The sequence below is a fragment of the Paenibacillus sp. YN15 genome, assembly GCF_003285005.1.
Lineage (GTDB): Bacteria > Bacillota > Bacilli > Paenibacillales > NBRC-103111 > Paenibacillus_AR.
In genome coordinates this window covers 69,654-81,683 of sequence record NZ_QMFA01000034.1, presented here as the reverse complement: position 1 = coordinate 81,683, position 12,030 = coordinate 69,654, and the positions used below count along the sequence as shown (strand labels likewise).

The window sequence follows — 12,030 nt, the reverse complement described above, 5'->3', positions numbered from 1 at the left end:
AAGGAGATCTATACCAGTTTGGGAATCGATCCACCATCCTCGTTATGAGTTCCCGGGAATCCAGGTTATCTCGGTCACTACGCAGCAGAAACTCCAGCATGTCCTCTGCGGTACGGGTTTCAGTAAAAGCCTCGGAAGGCGAAAAAAAAGAACCGCTGACAGGCGGTTCCGGGCTGGTTGATAGAGGAGCGGCAGATGGTGAGGCTTCAATTATCTCGGCTTCAGTACGATGTCGTTCAGCACCAATTCCTCTGCGGTGTTCCTGATCTGGCTCAGGTGCCGTGTCCGCTCCAGGGTGTCGTCGGTTCGCGGCATCGGCTGGAGCCGGAGCAACTGGTCGGTCAATTGCTCCATCTTCTCCAGCGCTTCCTGTTCCACTTGGTGCATCTTTTCCATCAGGTCGCCTTGCATCTGGAGAATCAGGAAGCGCTGCGGGTGATGCTGTCGCAGATGATTCAACGCCATCCGGCCGTATTTGCCCAGGGGCTGCTGGTCTGTCTCCGCTTCGTTCGAGATGCTCAGGTTGGGGTACAGCAGGCCGTCCCTCTCCTGAAAGCTGAGCTTCAGGGTGTCTTTCTTGTCCATGAGACAAGCTCCTTTCGTGTTCCATGATTTTAATGTAGCGGGCAATATCGTTTAACAGGCTACGGGCGATGGTGTTCACCTGATATCCCAAGCGGGCGGCAAGGGGCAAGGTGTCAAAATGGGGTATGGTGGAGAAATCTACATGGTCTGGGTCCGGCAGCTTGCAGCGGCGGTGGATGATTACACGAACACTGTCCTCGATTAAGTCACCCATATGCTGCTCCAGGCCATGAAGGGGCATCGTTTGCAAAAGATGATCGGCAATGTCGTGCTCCATATCTTGCAGCCATTCCTCCCAGGAAGAAGTAACGGCAGTTTGGGTCAATTGAGCAATGGCGGAAGATAAGTTCATCGTATCGTAGGAGGTCAGCCTTCCGGCCAGTTCGGCGGGGTCCAACTGCTCCAGGCTCCACAGAGTGGGAATCGGCTTGCCGGTGGTTTGGGTGACATCAAACAGATGGTTCAATATGGGGCTTCCTTGCTCAAAGTCACAGACAGCGACGCTTTTTTCGCCTTTCTTCACAAAGCGCCCCAAGCGGTTCCACAGCGGGAGGGGAGCCAGCATGGTCGCTTCCGGGCGTTGGGCGTAGATGAGCAGGCTGTTGTCAAAGGAATATTTGTGGATGGAAGCAGCAAAGTGCAGATAGTCTCTCCAAGCTTCCCCGCTGCTGGTCAGGTTGGTTATTTCTTGTTCATATAAGTCGCGCAACCGCTCCACTCGGCGCATGGCTGGCTCTCCTTTCTTGAGTTGATGGGGGAACGATGCTACGGAAGCAATCAGGCTTCCATCTCATTTGCTTCATGAAAGTCTGCTTCAACATTCATGGGAGTAAACGGAAGATAGGGCTGTTCCAAGGAGCGGGCATATTCCGCATACCGCAGCTTCACCGCTTCAAAAAAATACGGCATCAGGCTGGTGTCAAATAAATGATACGGGCTGTAATTCCGGGGATGGTCCTGACCGGCTTCGATGTCTCCGGTGTACCCGTTAAACAGGTTGAAGGCCAGCCGGGTCAGCTTCATGGTGCTGCTGGTTTGCCAGCCTTGCTCCAAGCTGGAGAGGCGGATGCAGCTTTCGTCAAAATCGTACAAATCCCGGATGTGCTGACGGGTTTGCGGAGTCGAGCCCAGCAAGTAGAACAACGCTTTGCGATACGGGTCTTGCTGGCTGCGGGTCATCCGCAGGTTGCCTTCATAAAATTGTTCATGGTCAAGGTCTTTAAAGCTCAGATACATGATCAGATTCCTCCATTTCTTCATTGAGAGTGGGCTGCTGTTGACGCTGACGAGCAAAGTACATCTCCAGCGCTTTATCGATGATCTCCTCTACTTCTGATGCCTTGCTTTGCGGCGTGAAATACTTAGCAATTACCTTGTGCTTAATCTTGAAGGAGGCAGGTATTTTGCTTCGCGGCTTACGGGTGGCTTCGCCAGATAAAATCTTGGTGGCTTGCTCAACGGTGAGTCTGCCGGAATACTCGCGTAACAATTCTGCTTTTTTCATATCCACTTTGTATTCGTTTTGGGCCAGGATGCTGTCAATAGTGGTTTGCTCTGCCCCTGTTAGATATGAAAGACTGACAGCGGGATAAAGTCCAAGCTCTGCATCATCGACCCGCTTTTTTAAGGAAGGCAACAACTTGTCAATGCGTAGCAAGCGAGCTACCGTATTTTTAGATAAGCCATACTCCAAACCAAGTTTTTCATCACTGCGCAACTTCGTACCTAAAAGGGGCGAAGTAGAGTTTTCCTTGTTATACTGCGGGTTTTCCAGCTTTTTAAGCTCTTCAATAATGTCATTTCGTTTGCCCTGAGAAAACATATCCGAATAGCGCAGGGCCAGTACCTTAGCCTTTTCCGAGGGGAGCATATCCGAGAAAGAACGCTGCAAGACGTTGGTTTCCACCACGTACATAAGCGCTTCTTCATCGGTCAGCTTTTCCTTCACGATGGAGGGCAATTGCTCCAAGCCGATCAGCAGGGCGGCATTCATCCGGTTATGTCCGGCCAGCATTTCGTATTCACAGCCGTTTTCGTCGATTTCGATTGTGCGGATAATGACCGGCACCAGTACACCGTTGTTGGCGATGCTATCCGCCATGTCTGTCAGCCGCTCTCCTTCATAGAGACGGAACGGATGGTCCTTGAAAAATTTGATTTTGCAAATCGGAATGGACTGAATGGCTCCTTTCGCCGCTTCTGTCCCTTCTGGTTCTTTGAAGGATTGCTCGGAGAGCTTCAGCAGTTCGTCGATGCTGCCCAATTCAGGAGCCATTCGTTGCTTAGGCATGGCCATGCTGCATCAACTCCTTTGCCAGATAATGATAGGCCAGCGTGACCTTCGATTTCGGTTGATAGCTCATCAGGCTCTGGCTGTAAAAGTTCGCTTCCCCGACTTTGACGGATAAAGGGATTTGTGATTCAAAAATACGGATAATCTCGCCGTAGTAATCCTGCACCAGCTTGAAGGCGTCTTTGTACAGGTTGGTACGGGTATCGCACATGGTCATCAGAATGCCTTCAATGGCAATCTGCGGGTTAATTCGCTTCTTCACTTTCACGATGATGTTCAATAGTTGCGTCAGTCCGGTAGCGGACCATAGCTGCGGGTTGACGGGAATCAGGACGCTGTCGCTGGCGGCAAGGGCATTGATGGTTAAAAGCCCCAGTGACGGATTGGTGTCGATCAGGATGTAGTCGTACTGCTCCTTCATTGGCTCCAACAGCGTAGCCAGTGTTTTTTCGCTGCCCATTTCATCCCGCAGGTTTATTTCGGTGACGGATAACTCAATGTTACTGGGAATGAGGTCGATGTTGTGCTGATGATGCAAGTATTCCTCTGCCGCGGGGAGCGGGTGGTCGCACATGATGGCGTCCAGAATGTTGCACATGCTGACCGGCAATTGGTCCGGCTGCTCGATGCCGAAGCACAGGCTGAGATTGCCCTGCGGGTCAAAATCCACCAGCAGCACCCTTTTATTTTCATGGGATAAAGCATGAGCCAGATTATAGGCAGATGTGGTTTTGCCGGTGCCGCCTTTTTGGTTGGCAATGGTAATAGTCTTGGCCTTGGTCATGAATAACCCTCCCTGGAGCATTCGCTCCGATCATTTGTCAATGGCAGGGAGCGGGGCTGGTTCTTGTCCGTTCTCTCCGAGTTCTTCCCGACGTCCAAAAATGGACTCATTTCAGGTTGTTGTCGGGAAGCCTTGTGGGTGCTGAAAAAAGCACAAAAACCCGCGAAAAACCTTGATTTTACAAGGCTTTTCGCGGGTTTTGAATTCCTCTTCTTTGACTTAACCTCTGCTATCTTCTCAATAGCAGTCACGACTCAAAATCGTGAGGGAAACCGTTGCGAAATGTTATGCAAAGAAGTGGCAACGGTCGCCATGGATAATTCAATCCGCAAAGTCACGTTTATGGCATGCAATATGATGAGGAGAGACTGAAATTTCTCAGCCCTTTACTCTAGAGCGTGTTTGCAAACACGGCCTAGCATCGGAATATTTAAAAGCATGAATAACTCCAGTCTCCCGGGTTCAAACTGAAAAAATACGAAAAAATACAATGTAAATAAATTTTCCGATGCTATTCGAATTTCATCGGATTGTTTGCGCTTTCATACCGGGTTACACTTAATACGTAAACCATTACATCATGAAAGCAGGGGATCAACTGATGAAAAAGAGAAGCGCAAAAATTGCAGGCGGAGCTCTTTCTGTGGCACTGGCATTTTCCTTAGCCGCATGCGGGGGCAGCAATACCGAGGATACCTCAAAAAATGAAGGCGGGAAATCCTCCTCCGGACCGCAGGTGGAGCTTACCCTGTGGCAAACCTGGACGGACAGCGCCAGTCAGCCACAGCAAGACCGGATCAAGGCATTCCAGGAGCAGCACCCCGAAATCAAGCTGAATGTAGAATCCATTGCCCATGACCAATACAAGATCAAGCTCAAGACCAATGCTGCAGGCAAACAGCTGCCTGACATATTCCAGGTTTGGACTGGCGCTGAGCTTGAGCCCCTGGTAGACGCGGGGCTTGTCTCTTCCCTTGATAATATCAAGGATCATTGGAAGGACAAGCTGATATCGGAGGACAATCTGGCCCAATACCAGATTGACGGCAAGCAGTATGCCATTCCAGGCGGGATGAACTTGACGAATATCATCTACTATGACAAAGATTTGGTTGCGAAGGCGGGATATGCTGCTTTTCCTGACAGCTTTACTGAATTTAAGAGCTTGATTACAGCTCTGAATAATCAAAAGGTTACGCCTATCGCATTGGGCAATAAAGCCAAGTGGGTTCTCCAATCTTACTATTTCTCCACCATTGGAGACCGCTTTACCGGCAGTGATTTTCTCCCGGCGGTACTGGCCGGCCAGAAAAAATTTACTGATCCTGAATTTGTAAACGGATTGAAGGCAATTGAAGAAATGGTGAAGCTGAAAGCATTCAATTCGGATATGAACAGCATTGACAATAAGCAGGCCATTGATGTGTTCCTGCAAGGCAAATCCGGCATGGTCATCGCCAGTACTTCCGCCCTGCTGGATATGCTGACCAAAATTCCTGAGGGTAAAAATATCGGTATGGCAATTTTTCCCCAGGTTGAAGGCGGCAAAGGCGATCCGATGGCCATCTCGGGAAGTGCCCAGCATGGTTTGGCGTTGAACAGTCAGCTCAGCGGCGCAAAGAGGGAAGCAGCGGAAACCTTCCTGAAGTTTTTCTATGATGAAAAGCTGTACCAGTCCATGATTTCCAGAGGTTATCTGTCCCCTGCAAAGGTTCAGGCTCCTGCTGATACCAATGCCCTCCATAAGCAGCTGATTGAATTGACCGCGAACATAAAAGTGGCGCCTGTCTATGATGCAACGCTTCCGGCCAATCTCACGGATATTATCAATAATGGGCTTCAAGCGATTACGGTTGATGCCATGACCCCGGAGAAACTGGCGGCAGATATGCAGAAGGCCGTAAAGTAACAGGCGGCTGCGGGGTTCTCTTCTTATACCTTATACAGGCAGGTGCAACCACCGGCCGAAGCAATGAAAAAGGAAGCCGGTATGCCCTTGTGCCTTCCGAATGCTCAAGGCTGCAGAGGCCGCTTCCTTTTTTACGCATTTTAGAAAGGGGTAAAGAGTTATGCATACGCTGGAACGCAAATGGGGCTCAATTCTTCTGGGAATGATCCCCGCTCTGCTGATATATTCGATATTTTGCATTTTCCCGATCTTTATCTCATTTTATTATTCCTTTATGGACTGGAACGGCTTAAGCACCATGTCTTTTATTGGACTGGATAATTTTAAAGAGGTGCTCCGAGATAGCATATTTTGGAAGGGTGCCTTGAATAATCTTTACGTTGTGCTTGCTTCTGTGTTCGGCCAGGTGCCTATCGCCCTGGGCGTGGCGCTGCTTCTGAACAGCAAGCTGAAGTTTCTGGGCATTTTCCGAACAATCGGATTTCTGCCGGTGGTCATATCCTCGGTTATTGTGTCCGTTGTCTGGAATATGATCTACAACTATGAAATCGGACCGCTTAACGGGATTCTCCGGGCGGTAGGACTTGATTCGCTGGCCCGAAATTGGCTGGGAGAACCGGCTACTGCTATGGGAAGCGTTAATGTAACGATTGTTTGGCAGTTCATCGGCATGTATCTGGTTATCCTGCTGGCGGCACTGCAGAATATCCCCAGCGAGATCTACGAGGCGGCTGAAATCGACGGAGCGACGGGCTGGCAGAGGACATGGCGGATTACGCTGCCCATGCTGAAGAGCACCATTCTTGTTTGTGTGATGCTTTGCATTAGCGGCAGCCTCCGAACCTTCGATCTGATCTATGCCATGACAAACGGAGGCCCTTTCCACTCTACGGAGGTTATGGCAATTTATATGTATAACGAGACCTTCTCTTCCCTGCGGTATGGATACGGAAGTGCGGTATCCCTGCTGATCTTCATCTTCAGCTTTGTTCTGATAATGACTACGAACAAGCTGCTGAAGCCAAAGGACGACTAAAGAAAGGAGGAATACACTGTGGCCGTTCTAAAAAAAACCGTCATTTATGCCGTGCTGATTTTTTATGCTCTGCTAAATATATATCCGTTATTCTGGATGATCAATAACTCCTTCAAAAGCGATCAGGAAATTGCCTTGCATCCGTTTGCGCTTCCTTCCTCCCTGTCCTTCGCCAACTTCAGTGTTGCCTGGGAGAGTGCCAATTTGGGCCCTTACTTTTTGAACAGCCTGAGTGTGTCTATTGTTTCCCTTGGGGTTACGGTATTGCTAGGAGCGATGGCATCCTATTTTTTGTCCCGAATTAAATTCAAGGGAAGCAGCCTGCTGTATTCTTTCTTTATCGTCGGCATGCTTGTGCCTGTGCATGCGACGCTGGTTCCGGTCTTCCTTGTGGAAAAGAATTTGAACATCTTGAATACCTGGGTGTCTCTGGTGCTGCCTTATACAGCATTTCACCTGCCTATCACCATTTTTATCCTGACCAGCTTTATGGGCTCATTTCACAAGGATATCGAAGAATCTGCCGTTATGGACGGATGCGGCATTTTCGGGGTCTTCTTCCGCATTATCCTGCCGATGACACGTCCTGCGTTGGCCACTGTCGTGATTCTTAACTTTATTTACAACTGGAATGAATTCTCCTTCGCCCTGGTGCTGGTAAACAATGAGGCGCTCAAAACTTTGCCTCTGGCCATCGCCGGATTAACCGGGGAGTTCTCCAGCAGTCTCGGCCCGCAAATGGCGGCGTTGACTATGGCTGTCGTGCCGACAATCATCATCTACCTGCTGCTTGAGAAGCAATTGGTGAAGGGTATGACCGCGGGAGCCGTAAAAGGTTGATTTCCGCTGGAAGAGGATATTCTTTTAATAAGGATGTTCCTGCGAAGGTTGGGTGGACATGAAAAAAATCTATCCCTTTTCCGATTGGCGGCTGACGACGAAGGTAATTGTCATCTTTCTGGTGCTTGTGATTTTGCCGGTTTCCCTCTTTGGATGGGCCCTCTTGAGGAATACCAATGCCATTATGCAAGCGGAGGCGATTGATACCACCGTCCGGATTGTCGACACAGCCCAAAAAAATATGACTTCCGTCATTCGCGAGGTGGAAGACATTTCGTCTTATATCATATTCAGCAGTGACTTCCGCCAGATGCTGAAAATCTCATCCACCATAGACATGGCCGATGGGGAAGTCAGTGAGGGAGGCTCCGTTGAACAGGTGACGGGCTTCCTGACCTTTCAGCTCATGTCCAAGAGCTATATCAGCTCCATTTTGCTGGAAGGCCGGCAAAACACAGTGCTGGACATGGGGGAGCCGATTGTCGGTATAAGGGAGAAGGAATGGTCCGCGGCGGCGTATAAACGGGCAGGGGCAATTTATTGGACACCTTCCTACACCGTACGAAGCCAGTGGAATGGAGGGGAAAGGCATGTCATTTCTCTTTTCCGGCAAATCAATGATCTAAATCAAATCAGCATGAGGCTTGGTGAAGTCCGCATCCGGCTGAAGGAGGATCAGATTTATCAGCTGATTTCGGGAGGAATCAGCCCTTCCCTGGGCTCCATGTTCATCCTGGGAAAGGACGGGAGTGTCATTGTCCATGAAAACAAGGACTGGTTGGGGAGGCGCTACCCGGATGAGGCCTTCATCCAGCGGGTGTTGGCCGACGGCCGGAATCAGACCCGCTTTGGATATGTGCTCAACGGCCGAAGCGTCGCTGTCGTCTCCCAGTTCATCGAAGGAACGGACTGGAACATGGTGGCGGTGCTGGATCAGGCGGCAATTATGGAGAATCTGAAGGGAATGCAAAGCTATTTAGTCCTGATGATCGGTTTGGTCCTGGCCCTTGGCATTGCCGCCTCCTTCGGATTCTACTGGGCCATCATCAGACCTGTTACAGACCTGATCCGGGAGACACGGAGAGTGGAGAAGGGGGACTTCACCGCCCAAGTACAGGTCCGCTCAAGGGATGAAATCGGGCTGTTGGGCAACCGCTTCAACAGGATGGTGCTTCAGATCCAGCGCCTCATCGAAACGAAATTCATGCTGGAAATCAAACAAAAGGAATCCGATTTGAAATCGCTGCAGGCGCAGATTGATCCTCATTTTCTGTACAACACCCTGGATATGATCCGTTGGACGGCTCGGCTTGAACAGGCCATGAAGACAAGCAGGCTTATTGAAGCGCTGTCCCACTTCTTTCGGATGGGCTTGAGCGGCGGGCGCATATGGGTGACCGTCGGCGAGGAGCTGGCTTACGTGGCTAGTTATCTCGAGCTTCAGCAGGAGCGGCTGGGAGGGCAGCTGAAGTCCTTTATAGAGGTGGAGGAAGGGCTGGACCGCCAGAATGTGCTAAAGCAAATTCTTCAGCCTCTGGTAGAGAACAGCATTGTTCATGGATATCCGGGGGGAAGACATACGCTTAGCATCACTATCCGGTGCTACCGGGAAGACGAGCATATTGTTATGGATGTGATTGATGATGGCAAAGGCTTCGGAGAAGCCTTCTCTAGTGAGAATTTCCGCGAAAAGCTGCTGGATGACGGTGGTTACGCCCTGCGGAATATCCACGAGCGCCTGCGCTTGGCATACGGAGAAGGCTGCGGTCCTGAACTGATGCCGGCTGCTGCCGGAGCCTGGATCAGGGTCAAAATTCCGCTGCATCATGAAGAGCCTGGGGAAGTAGACTTCAATACGGGACAAAGCGGGGGGTGATAGCCTTGTACTGGAAAATGCTGATTGTGGATGATGAGCCGGTAATCTGCCGGGGCTTGCGGTATACCATTCCCTGGAACAGTATGGGTATTGAGGTGGTGGAGGAAGCCTACAACGGGGTGGAGGCACTGGAGGCAATAAACCGCCTGCCTGCAGATATTGTTCTCACCGACATCCGCATGCCGGTGATGGACGGATTGGAGCTTGCCCAGCGGATTGCGGAATGCAGGCCGGATGCGGCCGTAATTATGATGAGCGGTTTTGATGATTTCGAGTACGCCCGCCAGGCCATGCGGCTGGGTGTTCAGGATTATCTCCTAAAGCCCGTAAATATTGACGAGTTAAGCGCCATTGTTTCACGGATGGCGGCGCAGCTGGAAGAGCGGCGGGGCCTGTTTCTGGAGCATTGGCTGCTTCATGCGGTCATGAAGTCAGGCATTCCTCAATTTCCGGAGGCAGGGTCAACCCGGATGTGGCCGGAGGAAGCCCAATACCGTGTAGTGTGCAGCCAGTTGGACGACTTCGCGGCGCTGGAGGAGGGCTTAAGCGCTCTGGATCTGGATGAGGTCAGATCTCATTGGAAGAAAAACATCCATGAAGGGCTGACCGGCTGCAAGCTTCTGCATGTATCTGCCTTTGCCCATAAAAATTTGCTGGTGACCCTGATATTCACGGACGAAAGCTGGGATGAATCCCGCTTGACCGAGCTCTTAAGCCAGGTGTATTCTGCCTGGGATGGCCTGGCGACACCCCGATTTATACTATGCCCGGAAAAGAACCGGCAGGATCAGATACGGGAGGCATTGCAGGAAGCCTTCTCCCTGTTGGACGTTCCCTTCTTGAAGGATGTCCCGGTGGTTTCCTACAACGGCTGGGAGAAGCGCAGCGCAATCAGCAGGCAGGCAGTTTATTGGGAAGGAAGATTTGCAGGGATTTTGCTTCATCCCGATTCCGGTGAACTGGAGCTTTGTACAGAGCCGTTCTTTACTGAACTCAGCAGTGAAAAGTGGCTCCTTTCGGATGTGGCGGAGCAATGCAGGTATATTTTGTACGGCTTGTTTCACCGGTTTGAGACCCTGGAGCTCAAGCTGGAAGAGGAGCTCCATTTCCTGGGACAGCTTGATTTGAGAGTGCATAACAGCTACGAGCGCCTGCAGGAGCTGTTCAGGCAGGATCTCCGGACCCTTGCCGAAGCAATCCGGCCCGTCTCCTATTCCAGAAACCGGAGCATGATTGACCGTGCGGAAGCCTACATCCGCGAGCATATGAGCGAGAACTTGAAGGCAACCGATGCGGCCGACCATATCCACGTAACCCCCGGCTACTTCAGCCTGATGTTCCGCCAGGAGACAGGGAAGAACTTCAATGAGTACTTGAACGGATTAAGGATCGGGAAAGCCAAGGAACTGCTGATTGAAAGCGAGGACAAGGTTTTTGAAATCGCGGAAGCGGTAGGCTATAACGACTACAAGCATTTTGTATTTATATTCAAAAAAATTACCGGGATTACTCCTACCGCCTATCGCGATGTGCATAGGGACCGCAGGAGCAATCCGAATCAGGAGGATAAATGATGAATACGAGCGTACGTGCGATTGCCAGAAGAAATGAACGGAATCCGCTGATTACTCCGCAGGATGTGAAGCCTCTGCGTGATGATTTTACTGTGGAATGTGTCTTCAATGCAGGAGTAGCCCGTTATGGCGATGAAATTATTCTGCTGATGCGTGTGGCGGAGCGGCCAAAGCAAAGCAATCCGGATACATTGCGGGTGCCGGTGCTGAAAGACTCGGATGCAGGCTATCGTGTGGAGATTGTGGATCTGGACCGCAAGGACCCGGCCTATGACTTTTCGGACCCGCGGAAAGTGCGCCAGATTGATATCAATACGTATGTCTATTTGACCTCCATGTCTCATCTGCGGCTGGCCCGAAGCAAAAACGGCGTGGATTTCACCATTGAGGACGAAGCCTTTATCTTTCCCTCCAACCGGTACGAGGCTTTTGGAACAGAGGATTCACGCATTACAGAAATTGACGGGACATATTACATCAATTATACGGCTGTTTCAGATAAGGGCATTACCACTGCCCTTGCCAAAACCCGGAATTTCAAAACCGTGGAGCGGATGGGCATTATTTTTACTACGGAAAACCGGGATGTGACCATCTTTCCGGAACGAATCGGCGGGCAATACTTTGCCCTTCAGCGTCCGGTGCCGAAGCAGATCGGAATTGCAGAAATGTGGACGGCGACGTCGCCCAACTTGACTCACTGGGGAGAGCACCAGTTTCTGATGGGGGTCAAGGAAAACTGGGAGTCTTTAAAGATCGGCGGCGGCGCTGTGCCGTTCAAGACGGAGAAGGGATGGATCGAAATTTATCATGGCGCAGACCGGTCCAACCGCTATTCTCTGGGGGCAGTCCTTCTGGATTTAGAAAATCCGAACCGGATTATAGCCCGAACCAAGGAGCCGATTCTGGAACCGCAGGACCTGTATGAAGTGGAGGGTTTCTTCGGAAACGTTGTGTTTACCGATGGAGTGCTCTTTGAAGAGAACAAGGTTAAAATTTACTACGGCGCCGCAGACAATGTGATAGCACTGGCGGAGATCGACATCGAAGACCTGTACAGGGCGCTGGGCGTGTAGCTGCCCCAACAGGAGGAATTTTTTTAGTAATCATCCAATAGCCGGATACTCCTCACC

At 50.7% G+C, this 12,030-nt stretch carries 11 protein-coding genes; 7 read left to right on the top strand and 4 right to left on the bottom strand.

Features of this window, described 5'->3' with window-relative positions; translation table 11 throughout:
• The 4 genes from DQG13_RS32035 to DQG13_RS22575 all read right to left on the bottom strand — a co-directional run.
• Positions 1 to 1,312: ArdC family protein (locus DQG13_RS32035; RefSeq protein WP_483874473.1), on the bottom strand; the 1,312-nt coding region annotated here is incomplete at its 3' end.
• 50 nt (positions 1,313 to 1,362) lie between these two features.
• Complete coding sequence (locus tag DQG13_RS22585) at positions 1,363 to 1,821, bottom strand: DUF6075 family protein (RefSeq protein WP_220094435.1); 459 nt, start codon at positions 1,819 to 1,821, stop codon at positions 1,363 to 1,365.
• Positions 1,805 to 2,881: a ParB N-terminal domain-containing protein gene (locus DQG13_RS22580; protein WP_258525814.1), complete on the bottom strand. Its 1,077-nt coding sequence runs from the start codon at positions 2,879 to 2,881 to the stop codon at positions 1,805 to 1,807. Before DQG13_RS22580 ends, DQG13_RS22585 begins: the two co-directional genes overlap by 17 nt.
• Positions 2,868 to 3,662 (bottom strand): ParA family protein, encoded by a 795-nt coding sequence (locus DQG13_RS22575; protein ID WP_113022425.1) that lies wholly within the window; start codon positions 3,660 to 3,662, stop codon positions 2,868 to 2,870. Before DQG13_RS22575 ends, DQG13_RS22580 begins: the two co-directional genes overlap by 14 nt.
• Before the next feature lie 138 nt (positions 3,663 to 3,800).
• On the opposite strand from DQG13_RS22575, the gene DQG13_RS22570 reads away from it, so the two are divergent.
• From DQG13_RS22570 to DQG13_RS22540, 7 genes are all read left to right on the top strand, one after another.
• A complete protein-coding gene (locus DQG13_RS22570; RefSeq protein WP_113022424.1) occupies positions 3,801 to 4,034 on the top strand; it encodes a hypothetical protein in 234 nt (77 codons plus the stop codon).
• Between the two features lie 229 nt (positions 4,035 to 4,263).
• Positions 4,264 to 5,571 carry an extracellular solute-binding protein gene (locus DQG13_RS22565; protein WP_181592927.1) on the top strand — a complete coding sequence of 436 codons (1,308 nt, stop codon included), beginning with the start codon at positions 4,264 to 4,266 and terminating at the stop codon, positions 5,569 to 5,571.
• A gap of 364 nt (positions 5,572 to 5,935) precedes the next feature.
• Positions 5,936 to 6,607, top strand: a complete 672-nt coding sequence (locus tag DQG13_RS22560) for a carbohydrate ABC transporter permease (protein WP_309472252.1) — start codon at positions 5,936 to 5,938, stop codon at positions 6,605 to 6,607.
• An 18-nt stretch (positions 6,608 to 6,625) separates the two neighbouring features.
• Positions 6,626 to 7,447 carry a carbohydrate ABC transporter permease gene (locus tag DQG13_RS22555; RefSeq protein WP_258525813.1) on the top strand — a complete coding sequence of 274 codons (822 nt, stop codon included), beginning with the start codon at positions 6,626 to 6,628 and terminating at the stop codon, positions 7,445 to 7,447.
• A gap of 58 nt (positions 7,448 to 7,505) precedes the next feature.
• Positions 7,506 to 9,323, top strand: a complete 1,818-nt coding sequence (locus tag DQG13_RS22550; protein WP_113022419.1) for a cache domain-containing sensor histidine kinase — start codon at positions 7,506 to 7,508, stop codon at positions 9,321 to 9,323.
• 5 nt (positions 9,324 to 9,328) lie between these two features.
• Positions 9,329 to 10,897 carry a response regulator transcription factor gene (locus DQG13_RS22545; protein ID WP_113022416.1) on the top strand — a complete coding sequence of 523 codons (1,569 nt, stop codon included), beginning with the start codon at positions 9,329 to 9,331 and terminating at the stop codon, positions 10,895 to 10,897.
• Positions 10,894 to 11,973: a glycoside hydrolase family 130 protein gene (locus DQG13_RS22540; protein ID WP_258525812.1), complete on the top strand. Its 1,080-nt coding sequence runs from the start codon at positions 10,894 to 10,896 to the stop codon at positions 11,971 to 11,973. The genes DQG13_RS22545 and DQG13_RS22540 overlap by 4 nt, the downstream gene beginning before the upstream one ends.
• Positions 11,974 to 12,030 lie beyond the last annotated feature (57 nt).